The following is a 21054-nucleotide window of genomic DNA, read 5'->3' as shown; positions in this document are numbered from 1 at the left end:
AATTTTCCTTTCGCCAGCCCGCTCAAATGGCTTTTAGCGTCTCTGATGCGGCGGTCTTGTCTCGGGTCATCCCCGCCAGCCGTTCGTACTGTTCGAAAAGAACGAAGAAGTCTTTCTCGGCAAGCCCGTCGGCGAACGCTGCCTCGTATTGCTGCCGGATCATGGAAGCGAGATACATCGGCACGTGATCGGATTTCGCCGCGCCAAGAATAAGATCGAAATCCTTCATCATCTGCGAGACGGAGAATGCCGGATCGAAATTGCGGCTGACCAGGAGATCGCGCTTGTAGGCAATCAGCGGCGAGGCCACCGCGCTTTCGCAGATGACGTTGAGCATGGTCTCGACCGAGAGGTTCCCCTTCAATCCGAGTGTCAGCGCTTCTCCGAGCAGGGCAGCCGTCGCCCCCACCAGCGCATTCAGCACCAGCTTGAGATAGCGCGCTTCCTCGCCATCGCCGAGATAGAATCGCTTGGACGAGAAACTCGCAAGGATGGGCTCGATCTTGCGATAGGCCTCCTCCGGCCCGGAGACCATGACGGAAAGCATGCCGGAAGATGCGGTGATCGTGCTTCCCGAGACGGGTGCGCGCAAATAGGCCACGCCTTTGCGCCCGAGAGCGTCGGCGATTTCGGCCGAGATTTCAGGGGAAACGGTGCTCATCTCGACCAGAATTTGGCCGGGCTTCAGCAGATCGACGAGGGCGGATGGCGCCAATGTCAGTTGGCGAAGAACGGCATCGTTCGGGATGGTGAGCATCATCACGTCCGACGCCTCGGCGAGATCTTCAAGCGAATGCGCTACATTCGCGCCCTGGGCGACGACGGAAGCACGGTTTTCGGGAAGAGGCTCGTAGACGTACAGAGGATATCCGTTTTCAAGGACGCGCCTGCTCATCGGGGCGCCCATCTTTCCGATCCCCGCCCAGCCCACTCTCAACGTCTCAGTCATGCACAACCTTCCTTCCCTGGCGGCGATCGCTGGCCAGAAATATTCAATGCCGCTTTTTCATGGAGGAGCGCATGAACTGAAATAATTTCCACGTTCAGCGCAAGTGCCGCTTCCTCCCGGCAGAAATCTTAGCGTCTGAATCAGATCGATTGCTTCACCGAAAATATCCATTTCGGATAATTAAAGGTTTGTCGAAGCACATGTTCATCCTCTAGCTTTGTTTTCGGATCGCACGGCGGTTCCTGTGGGAGGAATAAAAGCCGTCAACAAAATATAAATGCTGCGGGTGCGAAGTGTCTCCGCAAGCGATACTTTGTTGCCAGCGGTTTAATCATTTCATCGGAGGAGGAATTGAGATGAGATGTAAGGCGATCAGCGGCATCAACCCTTTGGCGCAGTTGTCGCTCGGAGAGCATTCGACTGCTGCGTCCGCAGCGCCGCTGACACCCGCAACTCCTCGTCATCTACCGAATGAATTGCGCCGCTCGTGCCGCGTCGCTGGGATCAATCTTCCTGCGTCACCGGGCGTGGCCGCGGGGCCGCATGCCCGCGTAACGCTCGGTCAATAAGAGAAAATGCCATGAGTGGGTTGGTCAACAACAAGGTTGTCATTGTTACCGGAGCAGCACGCGGCATTGCCGCGGACCTTGCCGAAAAAGGCGCACACGTCGTCATCGCCGACCTGAATGCCGACGCCGCGCGGCAGACGGCTTCGAAGATTTCCTCCGGCGGTAACAACGCGATCGCCGTTGCCGTAGACGTTTCCAGCCGTGCGAGCGTCAAAGCCCTGATCGACCAGACAGTATCTCGCTTCGGCCGGCTGGACGTCATATTCAACAATGCCGGCATCAGCCAGACCTGCCCATTTCTCAAGGTTACGGAAGAGGATTTCGACCGGATTATGAAGGTCAACGGCCTTGGCGTTCTGATCGGAACCCAGGAGGCTGCAAAGCAAATGATCGCGCAGGGCCATGGCGGCAAGATCATCAATACCGCCTCGGTGGCCGGCAAACAGGGTTATCCATTGTTTGCGCATTATTGCGCCTCCAAGTTCGCTGTCGTTGCGATCACCCAGGCAGCCGCCCGTGCACTCGCCGAGCACAAGATCACCGTCAACTGCTTCGGGCCAGGCGTCGTGAAGACGGAGCTTTGGGAGCAACTTGACCGGGAATTCCTGGAGCGAGGGCTGACAGAAAAGCCGGAACAGGCGATCAACGAGTTCTCGCAATCAATCCTGCTCGGCCGTGTCTCGTTACCGAAGGACATTGCGGGCGTCACCACGTTCCTGGCATCCGATGCGTCGGACTATGTCACCGGCCAGACCGTTATGGTCGATGGCGGCATGGTGCTGATCTGAGGAGGACGCCATGAGGCCGCTGAGCAACAGGGTCCCAATCATCACCGGCTTCGGCGAGGAAGATGCCGCTCCGTATATGGGCCAGGATCATTATTTCGTCCTTATCCGTGCTTCCGGCGAGACCTGTTTAGGGACGCGCAACAGCATGGTCTGCGGCGGTGGCTACACAGCACGGTAATCATGAAAGGCATGACAATGAAAGCTGTACGATATTATTCCAAGAAAGACATCCGTGTCGAAGACGTACCCGCGCCAAGCGGTCCGCTGGGCGACGACATGGTGCTGATCGAGCCATTGGTCTGCGGCATTTGCGGAACTGACTTGCACGAATACATCGCGGGACCGATCGTGACGCCCGCCACCCCCAACCGCTATTCCGGCGCGACTTTGCCGCAGATCCTCGGCCATGAATTTTCCGCCAGGGTCTTGGAAGTGGGCAAGAAAGTCACGCACGTCTCCCCGGGCTCGCGCGTTTCCATCCAGCCGCTCATCTCGCCGCGCGACGATTACTACGGCCGCCGCGGCCTCTTCCATCTCAGCGAAAACATGGCGGTCGTCGGTTTGTCCTGGGATTGGGGCGGCATGGGGGAACGCGCCGTCATCAATGGCTACAACGCCATTCCCGTGCCCGACTCGGTCTCGGACGTTCAGGCAGCCATGATCGAGCCGGCCGCCGTCGCGCTATACGGCGTCGATCGGGGCGGGGTGACGAGCGGCAGCAGCGTCCTGGTCTCCGGCGTCGGCCCGATCGGCGCGCTTGTCCTGTTGGCCGCCAAGGCGGCCGGCGCGACGAAGATCTTTGTCTCGGAGCTCAACCCGAACCGTCGCGCTCTGGCGCAACAGCTCGTTCCGGAAGCGATCGTCTTCGACCCGCGCGAAACGAATACGGACCAGTTGTTCCGCGATCAGACGGAGGAGGGTGTGGGGGTCGACGTCGCGCTGGAATGCGTCGGCGCCGAGGCGTCGCTCAATCTTTGCGCCAAGGCCGTGCGCCGCCGTGGCACCGTCGTGCAGGTCGGCCTGCATGTGCGGCCGGCCTCGGTCGATGCGATGCTCTGGGCACTGAAGGATATCACCGTCGAGGCAACGTGGTGCTACCCCGTTCAGATCTGGCCCCGCATTGCCTCGATGATCGGCGCCGGCATCTTCCCGGTTGAAAAAGTGGTCACTGCGCAAATCGCGCCGGAAGACGTGGTCGAAAAAGGCTTCGAAGCGCTGCTCGATCCCAAGGCCACCCACATGAAGATTCTCGTCGATATGAAGGCCTGATCATGACGAATCCGATGGATCTCAGCGGACGAAGCTTTCTGGTCACAGGCGCGGGGGGCGGCATCGGCAGCGCAACCTGCCGGTACCTAGCCTCACTCGGCGCAACGATCGTTGCTGCCGATCGCGATACTTCGGTGGAGAAGACCCGTGACGACATTCGTGCGGCGGGGGGAACGGCGGAAGCCGTCACCTTCAACGTTACCGATAAGGCATCGGTCGAGGCCGCGGCAGCAAAGGTTGCCGAGCGCTTCGGTCCCCTCGACGGCCTCTTCGCCAATGCCGGCATGTCCTATGAGCGCACGGCGCTAGACCACAGCGAGGCCGACTGGCGCACCGTGATGTCCGTCAATCTCGACGGAGTCTTCTGGACCGTGCAGGCGTTCGGAAGATCCATGATCGAGGCGCGGCGAGGGGCCATCGTGATGACGGCGTCGATCGCCGGCGTCAAAGCCGTTCGGCCGGAGCTCCATGTCGGCTACGACGTCTCGAAGGCCGGCGTCGTCCATATGTGCCGGGTTCTGGCGGCCGAATGGGCAAGGTCGGGTGTGCGCGTCAATGCCGTCGGCCCCGGTTACACGGATACCGTCATGCTCGCGGAAGTCGGCCGCGCCCAACCCGCCGTCATGCAGAAATGGTTGGACGATACGCCGATCAATCGCCTGATCAAACCCGAGGAAATTGCTTCCACCGTCGCCTTCCTGCTCTCCGATGCGGCGAGCGGCATCACCGGCCAATTGCTGATGGTCGACGGTGGCTATTCCATCGCTTAAATTCGAAAGGAATTTTACATGTATTACGCTGTTCATTGCCTCGACCACGAGGGCGCCGTCGAGAAGCGGCTCGCCAACTACGATGCCCACAAGGCCTATCTTTCCACCGGCAAGACCAAGACGGTGATCTCCGGTCCACTTCTGGCGGACGACAACGAAACCATGATCGGCTCTCTCTTCGTTTTCGAGGCCGACACCAAGGAAGAGATCGTCGCATTCAACAAGGCTGATCCTTTCACCAAAGCGGGTGTGTGGAAGGCCGTCAACATCCATCCCTTCAACAAGCGGGTGGACAATCGATGACCATGATCGAGGAAAACCCGGTCACCGCCGCCCTGGTCGGTCTCGGCTGGTGGGGCCGCAAGATGGCGAGCCTCGTCAATGCCGGCGGCGCGCGGATGCATTTCGTACGCGGTGTCGATCCGAACCCTGATGCGGCTGCATTCGCCGGCCAGATGGGTCTGCAATATTCGCCGGATATCGCTGAAGCGTTGAATGATCCGACGATCGAGGCGGTCGTGCTTGCCACGCCGCATTCGCTACACCGGGAGCAGATCGCGCGCGTTGTCGCGGCGGGGAAACACGTTTTCTGCGAGAAGCCGCTCGACCTTAGCAGAGCCGGAGCGGAAGCGTCCGTCGCTTTGTGCCGAAAGGCTGGTCTTGTGCTTGGCATGGGCCACGAGCGTCGTTTCGAACCTCCGATCGCCGAAATCCTGGAGGCGGCCAAGCTCGGAAAACTGGGTCGGCTTCTGCAGATCGAAGCGAATTTCAGCCACGACAAGTTTCTCGGCCTCGACCCGTCGAACTGGCGGTTGAAGGCCGAACAGGCCCCGGCCGGCGGCATGACGGCGACCGGGATTCATCTGACGGACCTTGCCGTGAAGCTGATGGGCCGCGCTACCGATGTCCGCGTTGTTTGCGAGAACCTAGCTTCGAGCATTCCGCAGGGCGACACGATGAGCGCGCACATCCGCTTTGCCGGCGGAGGCACGGCCTACGTCTCGGCAACCCTCGCAACGCCCTTCGTCTCCCGTTTCGCCGTCTTCGGCACGGATGGATGGATCGACGTGCGCGACAAGGCACATGTTGAAGCGCCCGACGGCTGGGTCGTGACCGAAGGTTGGAAGAACCAGCCGATCACGGTCCGCGAGGTGTCGCCCGCCGAACCGGTTCGTGACAACCTTAGAGCCTTTGCCCGCGCTATTCGCGGCGAGGCCGACTATCCGATCACTGGCGAGGATATGATCAACAATATTGCGCTGCTGGAAGCCATCGTGCGGTCTGCGCAGAGCGGCGCCCTGGTACAGGTCTGAGGAGGAAGACGTGAAAGCTCTGGTTTTCGAGGCCCCGGAAAGGCCCGTAATCGTCGACATGGGCATGCCTGACCTGTCGCCCAACGAGGTCCTGGTTCACACGAAGGCAGTCGGCATCTGCCACTCCGATTACGAGTTGCTGGCCGGACGCTACATCATCCCGATCTCCTATCCGGTCACGCCCGGCCACGAATGGAGCGGTGAAATCGTCGAGGTTGGCCGCAATGTGACCGGCTTCAAGAAGGGCGACCGCGTTGTTGGGGAGTGTGTTGTGCGCACCCCGGAGCGGCTGCACCATTTCGGTTTCTCCATGAGCGGCGCGGATCGCGAATTCTTCGCCGTAAATCCGGAATGGCTTCACAAGCTGCCCGATGCCGTCGATGACAAGAAGGCCGCGCTGATCGAGCCCTTTACCTGTGGCTTCTACGCCGTGTTGCGCTCGGGGGGCACGAATGCCAGCGAAACCGTCGTCGTTTCCGGCGGCGGTACGATCGGGCTGGTATCGGCCGCAGCAGCGATCGGCATGGGCGCTCGCGTCATCGTCGTCGATCCGCTTGCATCGCGGCGCGAAGTGGCAAAGCGCCTCGGAGCGGATAGGGCTATTGACCCCTCGGATGGAGATGCGGCCGAGAAAATTCGTGAACTGACCGGAGGGCATGGTGCCGATCTGGTGATCGAGGCATCCGGCCATGACGCATCCTTGGCGGCGGCGTTCGACTATGCCCGCGAAGAGGGCCGGATGTCGATGGTAGGGATCAACATCGGACGCAAAGTGCCTGTCGTCATTGGCCAGATACAGATGAAGAACCTGACCGTGCGTGGCTGCATCGGATCTCCCGGCGTCTGGCCGGCCGCCATTCGTTTCCTTGAGCGGACGGGCATCGATCTGTCGCCGATCCAGACGCACGATTTCGCGCTGACCGATGCTGTCAACGCCTTCTCGTTTGGTCAGGATCCGACGAAGAGTATCAAAATCACGCTGCTGAATGGTTGAGCCATGAACAAACACGCACTTATAGTCGGCGTTACCGGGATCACCGGAAGCAATCTCGCCGAAAATCTTCTGGCTGAAGACGGTTGGACGGTATCGGGCCTGTCTCGGTCGCGAAGCCCGATCGCAGGCGTGAAGACATTGAGCTGCGATCTCGCCGATGCCAATTCCGTTCGTACGGCGTTGACGGAAGCGAGACCGAGCCATGTCTTCATCACCGCGTGGTCGCGTCAGGAGACCGAGACAAAGAATTGCGAGGTCAATGGTGCGATCGTTCGCAATGTGCTCGATGCCTTGCAGGGGCGAGGGGTGGAGCATGTTGCCCTGACGACGGGCACGAAACATTACCTCGGCCCCTTCGAATCCTACGCCAAGACGCAGCCGGAGACGCCGTTCCGCGAGGAGCAGGAACGCCTGCCGGGAGAAAACTTCTACTATGTGCAGGAAGACGAAATCTTTGCTGCCGCCGCGAGGGACGGCTTTACTTGGTCCATTCATCGCCCGCATACGCTGATCGGTTATGCGGTCGGAAACGCGATGAACATGGCTGCCACACTTGCGGTCTACGCCTCCATCTGCCGGGAAACCGGCCGGCCTTTCGTCTTCCCCGGTTCGCCCGAGCAGTGGCAGGCGGCAACGGACGTTACCGATGCCAGGCTGCTAGCGAAACATCTCAAATGGGCAGCGACGACGAAGTCAGCCGCCAACCTCGCGTTCAATGTCGTCAACGGCGAAGTGTTTCGTTGGAAATGGCTTTGGCCGCGCCTCGCGAATTACTTCGGTCTCGAAGCTGCGCCTTACTCGGGAGTACCCACGCCGCTGGAAGAACAGATGGCCGGAGCGGAGCCGATCTGGGACGAGATGGTCAAGAAGTTCGATCTCCAGCCGAACGCGCTCGCGCGCGTGGCCTCTTTCTGGCATTCGGATGCGGATCTCGGTCGTCAGATCGAGACGTTCAATGACATGGGCCGCAGCCGCAAGCTCGGCTTTCTCGACTATCAGGATACGACAAGCTCGTTCACAGATGCGTTCGATCGGCTGCGAGCGGATCGGATCATACCTTAGGATGTCAGGAGTGCAGCACATGTCCGAGCAAGCGAGCGCGAGCACGTCACCATCCGGCTTTTTCACCGAGGAGAACTCGGTCGCGACCGTCAACGCCCGAATGGGCAGGGATGTCGATCCGCGCCTAGCAGAGGTGATGGCTTGCCTCGTCAAGCATCTCCACAACTTCGCACGCGAGATCAACTTGACCCAGGATGAATGGGACTTTGGCATCGATTTTCTGACGCGGACCGGGCAGATCTGCACGCAGGAGCGGCAGGAGTTCATCCTTCTGTCCGATACGCTCGGCCTGTCGATGCTGGTTGATGCGATCAATAACCGGCGTCCGTCCGGCGCCACCGAGAACACGGTCTTCGGCCCCTTCCATGTCGAGGGCTGCCCCGTTCGCCAGATGGGCGATCAGATCTGCCTGGACGGCAAGGGCGAAAGCTGTCTCTTCATCGGACGCGTGCTCGATCTCGATGGCAATCCGGTCGCAGGAGCCAAGATCGACGTCTGGTCCGACAACGCGGAAGGCTATTACGACGTCCAGCAGCCCGATATCCAACCGAAGTGGAACAACAGGGGCGTCTTCGTGACAGGCGCGGATGGACGCTACAGCTTCGTCGGCATCAAGCCCGTCTCCTATCCGATTCCCGATGACGGGCCGGTCGGCAAGATGCTGAACAGCCTCGGCCGCCACCCGTATCGGCCGGCGCATATGCACTACATGGTTCGCGCGGAAGGGTTCCAGAAGCTGGTGACGCACACCTTCGTCGGTGGCGATCCCTATCTGAATTCCGATACAGTGTTCGGGGTCAAGAAGACGCTTGTCGCGCCGTTCACGCGTGTCGAGAGCGGCAACACGCTCTGGCGCTCGGACTATGACTTCGTGCTCGCACGGCCTCGTCAGACACGATAGGAGCGAGGAATTGCAAAACTTCGTCTACAATGGAAATCCCGGCCGGGTCATCTTCGGGTACGGCACGGTCGCGCGCCTTCCCGAAGAGGCCGAACGGCTGAAGGCGCGACGTATCCTTGTGCTCTCCACGCCCGAGCAAGCCGAGCAGGCGGCTGATATCGCGCGGCATATGGGATCCAACGTCGTCGCGACCTATTCCAAGGCGCAGATGCATACCCCCGTCGAGGTGACGGCCGATGCCATGCGATTTGTGGAACAACATGCCGTCGATGCGCTGCTGTCCATTGGAGGTGGGTCGACGACCGGCCTCGGCAAGGCCATCGCCTTTCGCACCGATTTGCCGCAGATCGTCGTGCCAACCACCTATGCGGGCTCGGAAGCCACGCCGATCCTCGGCGAGACCGAGAGCGGCCGCAAGGTCACGAAGTCGGATCCGCGCATTCTTCCGGAAGTCATCGTCTACGACGTCGATCTGACGCTGACGTTGCCCGTTTCCCTTTCCGTGACCAGCGGCATCAATGCGATCGCCCACGCCGTCGAGGCGCTTTACGCGAGGGAGGCCAATCCGATCATCTCGCTCATGGCGGAAGAGGGGATCGGGGCGATCGCCCGCGCCTTGCCGCGCATCCATTCGAACCCGAGAGATGAGGACGCCCGCGCGGATGCGCTTTACGGCGCCTGGCTTTGCGGCGTTTGCCTTGGCTCCGTCGGCATGGCATTGCACCACAAGCTCTGTCATACGCTGGGGGGCATGTTCAATCTGCCGCATGCGCAGATGCACACGGCAGTCCTGCCGCATGCGGTGGCCTACAACGCCGACGCGACGCCGGCGGCGATGGGTCGGCTGGGCAAGGCTCTCGGCATTGCCGATCCGGCTGCAGGACTTTTCGACCTTGCCAGTGGGCTCGGCGCAACGATGTCGTTGAAGAACCTTGGAATGCCCGACGACAGTGTCGAGGCCGCCGTCGATCACGCGATGTCGAACGCGTATTGGAACCCCCGCACATTGGAAAAGCGCGCATTGACCGACTTGCTCGAACGCGCTTTCCGTGGAGACGCGCCGAGGGCCACATGAGTTATGGCGGGGCACTGTCGACCGGCGGCGCCTCGGCGAATTTCGGTGGGAAACCGAGCAGTTATCCAGAAGTCCAAAATGGATAATTCCGTTGTTTTCTTTAGCTTTACTCCGTCTACCATTACTTCTGGGATATTTGGAATGTCCGCATGTCGGGGGAGACGGAAGGACGATTTGGCTGGTGAGGAGCTAGAAGTCATGCTTGCGGTTCGCGTCGCTATTTCCAATCCCGAAAAGGCGGCGGCACGCGCGGCCTATCTGGAGGATCACAAGCGCCATCTGCGATCGGGCCGACTCTGCATCGTCCAATCCGGACCGATCCTCGACGAAGCCGGCAAAGGCAGCGGGGGAGTTGTCGTAGCGGATGTCGTCTCGCTCGAAGAGATGCGTCGGTTCAGTGCGGAGGATCCTTTTGTCCTCCACGAAGTCTATTCGAGCGTCAGCATCTACGAATGGCGACCAACGATCGGCGCTCGCGGATAGAGCAACTGCAATCGGACGGTCTGCATCTCTGCAGCAGCTGATTCTGAGGAGGAGGAGGGAACATGAAAGCGGTAGGCACACTCAACTGGGACAGTATTCGCAATTGGCTCGCAGAAGCAGGAAGCGCCTGTAGCGGATACTATTTTGACCACGCGGAAGCGCCAAAGGCTCGCGTAAAACTATTGCCTCGTCGACGGTGTGACCGGTCAGAAAGTGCCGGATCGGCTGCAGATTGGCCGGATAGCAACCGCGAACTCTGACACCGGTCTGACATCTCTTTTGGCGTCTACCGAACGCGCTGCGCGGCCTTTGCGTCGGGGGCGCGAGGGTGTTGCCGCGAACATCAGTGTGAAAGGCGGACTTGGATGACGAACGCTACCCCCATTGCTTCAAATGCACTTCCCAGGGAGACAATATTGTCAACGCCGTTGGCTCGAAGCTTCGTGACAGTCGTTTTCTCGACACTCGTTCTTCTCGTCGTGTGCCTGCTCTTCGCGCCTTCGAGCGTTTCCTGGGGGGCGCTATCGGGAAGTCTGCCTTTTGCGGCGACCATTGCCATCGTTGGCTTGGGGCAGTTACTGGTTGTGCAACAGGGTGGTTTCGATCTCTCGCTCCCCGGAGCTGTTTCGCTTGCTGTGGTCGTTTCGACGCATCATCCACATCAGGATGATGGGCTGCTCTACCAAGCCGTGTTGCTCGCGATCGCGTTCGCCCTCGTCGCGGGCTTCCTGAACGGCATCCTCGCGAGCTTCTTTCGGCTGAACGCTATCATTGCAACGATCGGTACCAACGCCCTGCTTTATGGAGCAGTGTTCGCGACATCCGGTGGTGTTCCCTCGATCACCACGAACCTTCTCGCCGAGATTGCAGGCGGCGAGACATTGGGGCTTCCGAACTCGGTCTACTTCGCGCTTGGTGCCACCGCCATCGTCTCGTTCTTGCTCAAGAAGACAGTGGTCGGGCGGAGGTTTGAGGCGATTGGCGCCAATCCATTGGCAGGGCGAGCCGCCGGGCTTCGTGTGCGTCTCCACCGGATGATGGCTTATGTCTACGCGCAGCTTCTTTACTGCCTGGCCGGCATTCTGATCGCCGGCATCACTCGCGAGCCGACTGCCTTTCAGGGTGACAGCCTGCTGCTGCCATCCGTTGCGGTCGTGGTTCTTGGCGGGACCTCGCTCCTCGGCGGGCGAGGATATCCGATCTCGACGGTAATCGCGGCGTTCTTCCTTAACCAATTGAGCCAATTCGCACTCTCAGTCGGGGTTCCGTTTTCGGCTCAAACCATCATTCAGGCCTTGGCTCTGGGTTTTGGCATCGGTGTTTACTCACTCCGTTGGAGCGTAAACGTAAGACAAGCGGCTGGAACAAAAAATGTGGAGGAGAAGAAATGAAATATTCTAATTTTGCGAAGGGCTTAGCCGTCTCCGTTGGGGCGGCGGTTATGGCACTCGGCAGCGCCAACCTGGCCAAAGCTGACGCGCCTTCCTGGTGCGGACCAAAGAAGGCAACGCTAGCGCTGCTCGACGGTTATGGCGGCAACAGTTGGCGGCAGGTGACGACGGCCTCTGGTAAACAGACGGTGGAGCTTTGCCCCAGCATCACGAGGTACGAATATGCGGACGGTCAGGGCGACACACAGAAGTCCATCTCGGACATCAAGAGCATGGCAGCGAAGGGCGTTGATGCGCTCGTGGTATTCGGTGACGCTGGCCCCGCTGTGCTTCCGGCGATAACCAGTGTCTTTAAGTCGGGCAAGATCATCGTGCCCTATCGCGTGGCAGTCGGCGGCAAGGAGGGTGTGAACTATTCCAAGTTTATTGGCTCGTCCTTCGAAAACGACGGGGCGACCTGGGGCAAATGGATCAAGAGCGTCCTTCCGAAGGGTGGAAACGTGCTGTTCCTGAGCGGACCGGCAGGCAACAGTCAGGGATTGGACGAACTCAAGGGTCTGAAGAGCGTTTTGGGTCCGGAATATGTTTTCGTCAATGCGCAGCCTTTCGATGTCACCAACTGGGATCCGGCGCTGACCCAGAAGGTCCTGACGGCGGAAATCGCCAAGAATGCCAAGATCGACGTCATCGTCTCCGACTTCGGCCCGTCATTGGTTGGCGCGTTGCCCACATTCACCAAGCAGGGCAAGTCGATCCCCGCGCTCGCGACCTCCGACGGCAATTCGCTAGGCTGCTTCTGGCATGACAACCAAGCAAGTAATCCGGATTTCAAGCTGTTCACGGTCGCGACTGGCAATGACAATGTGAGGCTCGCTGTACAATGGGCCGTCGCACTTGCAACGGGCGGCGAGAAGCCGAAGGACGCGATCTTCAAGGCGCCGGCTTTCGAGGACTCTGTATCGGGCAAGCCGAATACGGTTCTGTGCCGCAAGGATTTGCCAGGCGCGATTTACATGTCCTCTGAGCTCCCGGCCGAAGATCAAGCCAAGGTCGTCGGTCGGTGATCGAAATACATGCATGAAATTCCCCGGAGGGAAAACCCTCCGGGTAGGCTTCCCAAGACGGATAACAGGATATGGCGGAACTAGGGGTTAAAGAGATCGAGGCGGGCACGGGAAACGTGGTCATCCGACTAGCTGGCATCTACAAGTATTTCTCGGTCGTTCCGGCACTCAGCGATGTGAGCGTCGAGTTCTACCCAGGCGAGGTGCATGCGATTCTCGGCGAGAATGGTGCCGGCAAGTCGACGCTAATGAATATTATCTCGGGAACACTTCAGCCGACGGAAGGAGAGATCAGTTTCGAAGGGCAGCCCATCCATCAAATGACTCCTGAGGTGGCGAAGTCTCACGGCATCGGCATCTGCTTTCAGCATCCCGCCATTCTCGAAGACCTCTCTATCCTGGAAAATCTACGGGTGGCGTTGCCCGCATCCGTTTTCTCGGGCCGGCCACCACAAGAGGTCGTGCAGCAGGTCTTGGATACGGTTGGGCTGCGGGTGCCGCTACGCATGCGCGCCGATAGCCTGACGGTGGCGCAGAAGCATTTGCTCGAAATTGCAAAAGCGCTCGCACTCAAGCCGAAGGTTCTCATTCTTGACGAGCCAACCGCCTCTCTCGATCAGGAATCGACAGACATGTTGTTTGATCGAATCCGTGAGATTGTCGGGGCCGGGACCTCCGTCATCTACATTACACATCGTCTTGCTGAGCTTCGACAGATCGCCCACCGGGTCACTGTGTTGCGCGATGGACGCGTCCGCGGTGCAGAACTGGTGCGGAACATCAGCGATGCCGATCTCGTGAGCCTCATCGTGGGGCGCACGCTCAAGGCAGCTTTTCCGCCGAAGTCTCAACGGGCTTCCGAAGAGATAAGCTTTTCCATCGCCGGGGCGAACTCGAAGGATCTAACGGATGTGAGCTTTGATGTGCCCCGCGGCCAGATCGTCGGCGTTGCCGGCGTGGCGGGTAACGGGCAGCCGGAGCTTATGCGCGTGCTCGCCGGGTTACAGCCGACGGAGGGTACGATTACTCTGCGCGGTCGCGTGCTCAATCAGCACGAATTGCTGCGCGAAGCCGCCTTCATGCCTTCGGACCGGCACATTGAAGGTGTCGCAAGCGGCTTGACTGTTCGCGAAAACGCGACGTTTTCGGCGCTTGAGAAGTTTGCGGTCGGCGGAATCATTAGCCGAAAAAAGGAACTCGCTCAGGTCGAGTCTATCTTCGGTGAATTGGCGGTAAAAACTCCCAGCATGGAAGCGCCAATTCTGTCGCTATCCGGCGGAAACCAACAGAAAGTGGTAATGTCTCGAGCGCTTTTGTCGGAGCCGGGCCTCATCATTGCCGATGAACCGACGCAGGGCGTAGATGTTGGGGCGCGGTTTGAAATTTACCGCATTCTCCGGGAAGTGTCGGCTTCGGGGACACCCGTTATAGTGAATTCATCCGACGCGGTCGAACTTGAGGGGCTCTGCGACAAGGTGGTCGTGATGTCGAGAGGACATCTCGTCGAGACTTTAGTCGGTAACGAAGTCACGGAAGAGCGCATAGTAGCGGCGGCCGTCAAGGCAGAAACGCACGGCGGCGGAAGCGCTTCGAGGGTCAAGGCATCGAAAACAAGTGGGATCGCGCATTTCCTGCAGTCCGATAATGCACCGGCCGTCCCCTTGGCTCTCGTCACAGTCCTTCTCGGACTCTTTGTGTACGGGCAGAACGACAACTTCCTTTCGGTCTACAATATCTACAACATTTTCCTCCTCGCAACGGCACTTGGCTTCATCGCAATGGGGCAGACGGTAGCATTGCTAATGGGCGGCATCGATCTCTCTGTCGGCCCGCTTGCCGGCTTCCTCGTCGTCGTCGCGTCCTTCTTCATCAATGACGACAAGTCTGCGGTCATGATGTTGGCAGGATTCCTGCTGATGTTCGCGGGCGCATTCATTACCGGGACAATTAACGGGGTCCTGATACGTTTCGCGAACTTTACGCCCATCGCAGCGACGCTCGCCATGTATATCGCTATACAAGGCTTGAGCTTCCTTCTGCGCGACAACCCGGATGGCTACATAAGCTCCGCCGTCACGGATTGGGTCAACTGGCAATGGGGTCCGTTCCCTGTTGCTTTCCTCACGCTGGTGGCTGTCGCCGGGGTTGGGGAATATATACTGCGCCGAACGAAGGCAGGCTGGCGCTTGAGGGCAATCGGCTCGGACGAGCACTCCTCCCGCAGGACCGGCATTCGGGTCGATCTGACGTTCATTATGGGGTATATTGCCTGCTCATTGCTGACCAGCCTCGGCGCGGTAATGCTGATGACTCAGATTGGCGTCGGCGACCCTCGTCAGGGCATCAACTACACGCTTTCCAGCATCACGGCTGTGGTTCTTGGCGGAACTAGCCTAACGGGCGGGCGCGGGACGTTCATCGGAACGATACTTGGCGCCGTCCTGCTCACCGAAGTCCTCAACGCGGTGACGTTCTTGGGACTTACACAGACTTATCAGTATCTTTTCCAGGGTGTCCTGATTGTTGTCGCCGCGCTCATCTATTCGACGGTGCGCAGACGAGAGGTCTCCCGATAGATCAGACGTGCGAGCCACAAAACATCAAAGTTTCAGTCATTTACCCGCATTGCGATGAGGACGATAACATGACGGACAAAATCTATGGCATGCACCATATTGGCATCACGGTACCAGATATCGACGAAGGCATCGCGTTCTTCCAAGCTGTCTTCGGTGCCATCGAGGTCTTCCGCACCGGGCCGTTCGATGTCAATCAGGATTTCATGGAGAATAAGCTCGGCGCATCTGCGCAATCAACCATTCGCGACCTGGTTTTTCTGCGCTGTGGCGAGGGAACGAGCGTCGAGCTGTTCGAATATGACGGGGAAGAAGCCTCACGACCCAAGCGGCCGTCGGAAGTCGGCGGCATGCACCTGTGCTTTGAAGTCGAAGATGTGCATGCTTCGGAGGAGCGCCTGCGTGCGCAGGGCATCGAAATGCTTGACGGCCCCAACCGGGTGGAAACAGGGCCTTTGGCGGGCTTCAACTGGATCTACCTTCGGGCGCCGTGGGGACTAATACTCGAAGTCGCAAGTTTCGATAAGCTCGGCTACGAAGAAAATTCGCCTCATCGACTTTGGAGAGCAGGTCGACTCAACCCTGACCGCCGGACAAATGAGTGATGAAGCGCGCGTGCGAGTACTGTAATTCGTCGAGTTCACCGGGATGCCTTTTTGACTCTGAGCTCGAACCGATGCTTCACCACCCAAAGTAAGAGACTATTTGTTCGGCCGAGCGTGTCATCGCCGGCCGAAGGCGAATGGCTCCACAATGGCGCCTGCGCTTCATGACAACAACGTTATCGATCTCGATGTTGATTTCGGACGGCTCGAATCCTTCAATAGCGGAGCCAGCGCCAGCTTCGTATCCGTCCGGCGGAGCTTGCAATTACCCATAAGTACCCACCCAGGACGGGTTTGCATCACGTCGGATTTCCCATCGTAAAGTGATGCGGTATATCTGGTCGCATGACCCGACAGCTCTTCTCTTTCAGCCAGTTGAAGCACACGGAACGGCCAGTCCGGATCGGCTTCTTTCTTGCGACCGATTATCCACTGATGACGTTTTCCGCCGCACTTGATTCCCTGCGTCAGGGGAACCGGCTGGTCAAGCGCAAGGCCTTTGAATGGGTGCTGATTTCGACCGACGGAGCCGATGCCAAGTCCAGCAGCGGACTTGCCTTTCCCGCCGATTACTCCATGGCGCAGGCCCCGAAATGCGATATCCTGCTTGTCTTCGCGGGCGTCAATTACTCGGATGGCTACGATGCTGCCCTGTTTTCTTGGCTGCGCCGCATCTATTCCGAAGGCTGCGTGCTGGGCGGCGTCAGCACGGCGGTGTTTTACCTGGCGCGGGCGGGATTGCTAGAGGGCCGCCGATGTGCAATCCATTGGGAATCGCTGCATGCTTTCCGCGGCGAATTCCCGAACTGCCTTGCAACCGACGATATCTTCGCCGTCGATGGGCGGCTGATAACATCGTCGGGCGGCACGGTCACTCTGGACATGATGCTTTATCTCATCGCTGCCATCGAGGGGCGGGATCTTGCGGAGCAGATTTCCGATCAGTTCAATCACCCCCGCATGCGGCGGCAGGATGACGCGCAGCGCATGGTGCCCGAGGATCGTTTCGGGATCAGAAACGCCAAGCTGGGTTTCGTCGTTCGCCGCATGGAAAGCAGCCTTTCCGATCCGATCGAGATTTCCGAACTTGCCGATAGCGTCAGCATCTCGCCAAGACAACTGGAGCGGCTGTTCCGGACCCATCTGCATAAAAGTCCATCGCAATTCTACATCGATCTACGCATGGCAAGGGCGAAGGAGCTGCTGGTTCATACCGGCCTGAGCGTTGCGGATATAGCAAGCGTCTGCGGCTATGACACGCCCTCCCATTTCAGTCGGTTTTACCGCCAGCATTTCGGCGAGACGCCGGCGGCTTGCCGCCGGCGTTGATGCCGCCCCGCCTTGGCCGCGCGCCGGGCTTTCCGAAGATTAATCCACGTCGGTGCGGCGCAACAATATGTCGGATCACGCATATTTCGCGTCGTCTCAGTGCATTCTGTCTTGCGGCTATTGCCACTAAGTTTGGGTCGACGGCGAAAACGGACATCAGATCCGCGCAGGTCGAAGCCGCAGGTCACTGCGCCGCTTCGCGTTCAGAACGATCATGGGAACAGTTTGCACGAACTCGGAGATTACAGTCTTGGACAAGAATCAGCACTCCTATATTCCGACGCTTATCAACGAACTTTCAGAAGGAAGCATCAATCGCAGGGATTTCCTGCGCAAATCGACGCTCCTCGGCCTCTCCGCGGCGGCCGCCTATTCGCTGGCAGGTCTTCCGCAGTCTTCTAGCGCCGCCAAGGCGGGTGACATGCCTAAGGGCGGCAACTTGCGCATCGGCATGCGCTGCATGGAAATCAAGGATCCACATCTGGCGGACTTCGCTGAAAAATCGAACGTCATTCGCCAGGTATGCGAATATTTGACCTTCACCGACCGCAACAATATCACCCATCCCTACCTTCTCGAAAAATGGGATGTGAGCGACGACCTTAAGACCTGGACGCTGCATGTCCGCAAGGGCGTCAAGTGGCGCAAGGGCGGCCGCGAACTCAATGCGGATGACGTCGTATGGAACCTGAAGCGCGTCAGCGACCCGAAGGTCGGCTCGTCGGTTCTCGGTCTCTTCACCGGCTACCTGGTGCAGGAGTATGACGGCGGCGAAAAGGACGACAAGGGCAACCCGAAGAAGTCCAGCAAGCTCTGGTCGGACAATGCCATCGAGAAGGTCGATGACTACACGGTCCGCCTGAACTGCTACGCACCGCAGATCGCCGTTCCGGAACATCTCTATCACTATCCGATGTTCATCCTGGATCCGGCCGACAACGGCTCCTTCGGCGCCGACGCCAACGGCACGGGCCCGTTCGAAATGACGGAATACACTGTTGGGAAGGGTGCGAAGTATAAGGCGCGCACCGACTATTGGGGCACCGGTCCCTATCTCTCGACCTTCGAATTCGTTGATCTCGGCGACAATCCGGGCGCAGGCATTGCCGCCATGGCCTCCAAGCAGGTCGATGGCCTGTCGGAAGCCGATGCAGTCCAGATCAGCTCGATGAAGAACTTCCCGCATGTGGCGGTCTACAAGGTTGAGACGACGCAGACAGTCGTCGCCCGCATGCATCCCGAAGTCGAGCAGTTCAAGGATAAGCGCGTCCGCCAGGCCATGCGCTTCGCCATCGACCGCGAGAAGGTCATCCAGACATCGCTGTTGGGCGCGGGCACGCCGGCCGAAGACCATCATGTCGCGCCGTCGCATCCCGAATATGCGCCGCTGCCGAAATATCCGCGCAGCATCGAAAAGGCAAAGAAGCTGCTCGCCGACGCCGGCTATCCCAACGGTTTCGAATTCGACATGGTAACGCGTCCCGATCCGATCTGGGAGCTCAACACCGCTCAGGTGCTTGCCCAGCAGTTCGCGGATATCGGCGTCAAGATCAACATCAAGTCGCTGCCGAGCGCGCAGTATTGGGAAGTCTGGACTTCAGCGCCTTTCAGCCTGACGGCCTGGGGCCATCGTCCGCTTGCCATCATGACGCTGTCGCTCGCCTACCGCTCCAACGCTGCCTGGAACGAATCCCACTATGCCAATCCGGAATTCGACAAGCTGCTGACCCAGGCCGAGGGCATCCTCGATCCGAAGGAACGCAGCAAGGTGATCGAGAAGATCGAGCTTATCATGCAGGATGACGGGCCGATCGTTCAGCCCTTCTGGCGCGTCTTCTCGACCGTGATGGACAAGAAGGTGGAGGGCTTCGAGCTCCATCCCTCGCAGTACATCTTCGCGCATCAATACGCGATCTCCGCCTGATCAAGCCTCTGGACGGTCGCCCGCAATATCAGGGCGATCGTCTGCCGGCCCATGTGAGAAAATCGGACTGATGGTGCAATGTCGAAATTCCTTCTGAAACGGCTGATCATGATGCTGCTCACCATGCTGTGTGCGTCATTCCTGGTCTTTGCCGTCTGCGAATTCACGCCCGGTAGCGTGGCTCGCAAATCTCTGGGGCCATTTGCCACGCAGCAGCAGGTCGATATCCTGAGCGAGAAGCTGAAGGCAAACGATCCGCTGATCGTCCGCTACGGCCGTTGGCTTGGCGTCCTCGTCGGCGCAATCCCCGATCCGTTGCAGGACCCAAGCACCGGGCTCAATTTCAAGGATCCGCGCGGGGCGCAGTATTTCGGCAATTTCGGTTATTCGACGCTGAACAAGCTGCCGGTCAACGACGTGATCTGGAGCAGGCTCGGCAATACGGCGATCCTCGCCGGCTTGGCCTTCCTTCTGATTGTGCCGCTGTCGATCATCTTCGGCATCCTCTCGGGTCTGAAGGAGGGCGGCGTGCTTGATCGGACGCTGTCGGTCATCTGCATCACCTTCACGTCGATTCCCGAGTTTGCATCCGGTGTCTTCCTGGTCACCCTCTTCGTCATTCTCTGGCCGGTCCTGCCTGGAACGAGCCCGCTCAACAATGACGGCGGATGGGCGGTGCCCTATCAATTCGTACTGCCGGTCGCGGTTCTCGTGATCTACGATTTCGGCTACGTCGCCCGCATGATCCGCGTCTCCATGATCGGCGTCATGGAACGGCCCTATATCCGTACCGCCGTGCTGAAGGGTATGAGCACCCGCCGCATGGTGCTCGGCCATGCACTTCGCAACGCCATGATCGCGCCTTTCACAGTGCTGCTTCTACAGATCAACTTTCTGATCAGCGGTGTTGTCGTCACCGAGCTTGTCTTTGCGTACCCCGGCTTCGGCCGGCTGATCCTCGACGCCAGCCTCTTCGGCGATATCGCCACGCTGGAAGCTGCAACGCTGATCACCGTCGCCGTCGCCGTCGTCACGCAGCTGCTTGGCGATCTCGGCTACATGCTGCTCGATCCACGTATCCGGGTGAAATAGGCCATGGCAGTTCAAGACAATATCGACGGGATCAAGGTCGCAGCCGCCAAGCGCGCCGCGCGGCCGAACTGGATGCGAATCTTTCATTCGAAGACTGCGATCGTCGGCCTCTTCCTCGTCGTCTTCTGGGTCGCAGCCGCGGTGCTCGCGCCCGTCCTGCCGCTGCCGTCGCCGACGGATTCGGATGTGATGGCGATGGGCAATCCTTTTCCATCGGCCACCCATTGGCTCGGCACTGATATTCTGGGCCGCGACGTGCTCGCTCGCCTGATCTTCGGTGCGCGCACCGTGCTCTTCGTCGCGCCGCTGTCGGTTGCCGTCGCCATGATCGTCGGCATCGCCATGGGCATGGTCGCCGGCTACTACGGCGGCTGGATCGACACGCTGATCAGCCGCTTCTCCGACATCGTGCTCGCTTTCCCCGTCCTCGTCATCTACGTGATCCTGATTGCCAATATCGGGCCTTCGGTGCTCAATATCGTCATCGCGACGACGATCGCATCGTCGCCTGGCATCGGCCGCATCACCCGCGGCCTCGTGCTCGGGCTCAAGGAGCAGGAATATATCGCCGCCGCCAAGCTCAGGGCGGAGAGCACGCTCTACATCATGCTTGTCGAACTGCTGCCCAATTGCCGCAGCCTGCTGATCGTCGATGCCTGCCTACGCATCGGCTATACGATCATCACCATCGGCATTCTCGGCTTCCTCGGCCTTGGCCTCCCGCCACCGAACCCGGATTGGGGCGGCATGGTCAAGGAAAGCGTCACCGTCCTCAATGTCTGGCCGCTGATGTCGCTCATTCCGTCCGCCGCCCTTGTCAGCCTCGTTCTCGGTTTCAATCTGCTGGCCGATGGCATGCGCGAGGCATGGAAGCCATGAACCTCTCTGTCTCCAACCTGC

Annotated in this window: 20 protein-coding genes; 19 read left to right on the top strand and 1 reads right to left on the bottom strand. The window is 59.4% G+C overall.

Annotated elements, in window-relative coordinates; translation table 11 throughout:
- Nucleotides 1-22: 22 nt before the first annotated feature.
- A complete protein-coding gene (locus FHT29_RS27855) occupies nucleotides 23-949 on the bottom strand; it encodes an NAD(P)-dependent oxidoreductase (RefSeq protein WP_080760702.1) in 927 nt (308 codons plus the stop codon).
- Between the two features lie 580 nt (nucleotides 950-1529).
- On the opposite strand from FHT29_RS27855, the gene FHT29_RS27850 reads away from it, so the two are divergent.
- The 19 genes from FHT29_RS27850 to FHT29_RS27760 all read left to right on the top strand — a co-directional run bounded on the left by FHT29_RS27850 (nucleotide 1530) and on the right by FHT29_RS27760 (nucleotide 21033).
- Nucleotides 1530-2306 carry a glucose 1-dehydrogenase gene (locus FHT29_RS27850; RefSeq protein ID WP_168600604.1) on the top strand — a complete coding sequence of 259 codons (777 nt, stop codon included), beginning with the start codon at nucleotides 1530-1532 and terminating at the stop codon, nucleotides 2304-2306.
- Nucleotides 2307-2316: 10 nt separating this feature from the next.
- The gene (locus FHT29_RS27845) at nucleotides 2317-2484 is read left to right on the top strand and encodes a hypothetical protein (RefSeq protein ID WP_156151578.1); all 168 of its coding nucleotides are present in this window, start codon (nucleotides 2317-2319) and stop codon (nucleotides 2482-2484) included.
- A 17-nt stretch (nucleotides 2485-2501) separates the two neighbouring features.
- Complete coding sequence (locus FHT29_RS27840) at nucleotides 2502-3575, top strand: zinc-binding dehydrogenase (RefSeq protein WP_037198150.1); 1074 nt, start codon at nucleotides 2502-2504, stop codon at nucleotides 3573-3575.
- A gap of 2 nt (nucleotides 3576-3577) precedes the next feature.
- Nucleotides 3578-4345 carry an SDR family NAD(P)-dependent oxidoreductase gene (locus tag FHT29_RS27835; protein ID WP_168600603.1) on the top strand — a complete coding sequence of 256 codons (768 nt, stop codon included), beginning with the start codon at nucleotides 3578-3580 and terminating at the stop codon, nucleotides 4343-4345.
- An 18-nt stretch (nucleotides 4346-4363) separates the two neighbouring features.
- A complete protein-coding gene (locus FHT29_RS27830) occupies nucleotides 4364-4648 on the top strand; it encodes a YciI family protein (RefSeq protein WP_037198012.1) in 285 nt (94 codons plus the stop codon).
- Nucleotides 4645-5658, top strand: coding sequence for a Gfo/Idh/MocA family oxidoreductase (locus tag FHT29_RS27825; RefSeq protein WP_168600602.1), 1014 nt, complete (start codon nucleotides 4645-4647; stop codon nucleotides 5656-5658). The genes FHT29_RS27830 and FHT29_RS27825 overlap by 4 nt, the downstream gene beginning before the upstream one ends.
- Nucleotides 5659-5668: 10 nt before the next feature.
- On the top strand, nucleotides 5669-6652 hold the full coding sequence (locus FHT29_RS27820; protein WP_047563114.1) for a zinc-binding dehydrogenase: 984 nt from the start codon (nucleotides 5669-5671) through the stop codon (nucleotides 6650-6652).
- A 3-nt stretch (nucleotides 6653-6655) separates the two neighbouring features.
- On the top strand, nucleotides 6656-7714 hold the full coding sequence (locus tag FHT29_RS27815; RefSeq protein ID WP_168600601.1) for an SDR family oxidoreductase: 1059 nt from the start codon (nucleotides 6656-6658) through the stop codon (nucleotides 7712-7714).
- 19 nt (nucleotides 7715-7733) lie between these two features.
- A complete protein-coding gene (locus FHT29_RS27810) occupies nucleotides 7734-8615 on the top strand; it encodes an intradiol ring-cleavage dioxygenase (RefSeq protein WP_051963733.1) in 882 nt (293 codons plus the stop codon).
- A 10-nt stretch (nucleotides 8616-8625) separates the two neighbouring features.
- A complete protein-coding gene (locus FHT29_RS27805; RefSeq protein ID WP_246703153.1) occupies nucleotides 8626-9690 on the top strand; it encodes a maleylacetate reductase in 1065 nt (354 codons plus the stop codon).
- A gap of 198 nt (nucleotides 9691-9888) precedes the next feature.
- Entirely contained in the window at nucleotides 9889-10173 is a 285-nt protein-coding gene (locus FHT29_RS27800) for a YciI family protein (RefSeq protein WP_037198019.1), read from the top strand.
- A gap of 365 nt (nucleotides 10174-10538) precedes the next feature.
- Nucleotides 10539-11564, top strand: coding sequence for an ABC transporter permease (locus FHT29_RS27795; RefSeq protein ID WP_080760703.1), 1026 nt, complete (start codon nucleotides 10539-10541; stop codon nucleotides 11562-11564).
- Nucleotides 11561-12628, top strand: coding sequence for a substrate-binding domain-containing protein (locus tag FHT29_RS27790; protein WP_168600599.1), 1068 nt, complete (start codon nucleotides 11561-11563; stop codon nucleotides 12626-12628). Before FHT29_RS27795 ends, FHT29_RS27790 begins: the two co-directional genes overlap by 4 nt.
- A gap of 71 nt (nucleotides 12629-12699) precedes the next feature.
- The gene (locus FHT29_RS27785) at nucleotides 12700-15204 is read left to right on the top strand and encodes an ATP-binding cassette domain-containing protein (protein WP_168600598.1); all 2505 of its coding nucleotides are present in this window, start codon (nucleotides 12700-12702) and stop codon (nucleotides 15202-15204) included.
- A gap of 68 nt (nucleotides 15205-15272) precedes the next feature.
- Entirely contained in the window at nucleotides 15273-15809 is a 537-nt protein-coding gene (locus tag FHT29_RS27780) for a VOC family protein (RefSeq protein WP_052224461.1), read from the top strand.
- Nucleotides 15810-16154: 345 nt separating this feature from the next.
- On the top strand, nucleotides 16155-17138 hold the full coding sequence (locus FHT29_RS27775; RefSeq protein WP_047563122.1) for a GlxA family transcriptional regulator: 984 nt from the start codon (nucleotides 16155-16157) through the stop codon (nucleotides 17136-17138).
- Nucleotides 17139-17388: 250 nt separating this feature from the next.
- Entirely contained in the window at nucleotides 17389-19062 is a 1674-nt protein-coding gene (locus tag FHT29_RS27770; RefSeq protein WP_168600597.1) for an ABC transporter substrate-binding protein, read from the top strand.
- A gap of 78 nt (nucleotides 19063-19140) precedes the next feature.
- On the top strand, nucleotides 19141-20154 hold the full coding sequence (locus tag FHT29_RS27765) for an ABC transporter permease (RefSeq protein WP_037198025.1): 1014 nt from the start codon (nucleotides 19141-19143) through the stop codon (nucleotides 20152-20154).
- A 3-nt stretch (nucleotides 20155-20157) separates the two neighbouring features.
- Nucleotides 20158-21033 carry an ABC transporter permease gene (locus FHT29_RS27760; RefSeq protein WP_037198026.1) on the top strand — a complete coding sequence of 292 codons (876 nt, stop codon included), beginning with the start codon at nucleotides 20158-20160 and terminating at the stop codon, nucleotides 21031-21033.
- The last annotated feature ends 21 nt before the right edge of the window (nucleotides 21034-21054 follow it).

This window comes from Rhizobium sp. SG741 (genome assembly GCF_012275435.1).
Lineage (GTDB): Bacteria > Pseudomonadota > Alphaproteobacteria > Rhizobiales > Rhizobiaceae > Rhizobium > Rhizobium lusitanum.
This window is presented reverse-complemented; position numbering and strand designations above follow the sequence as displayed.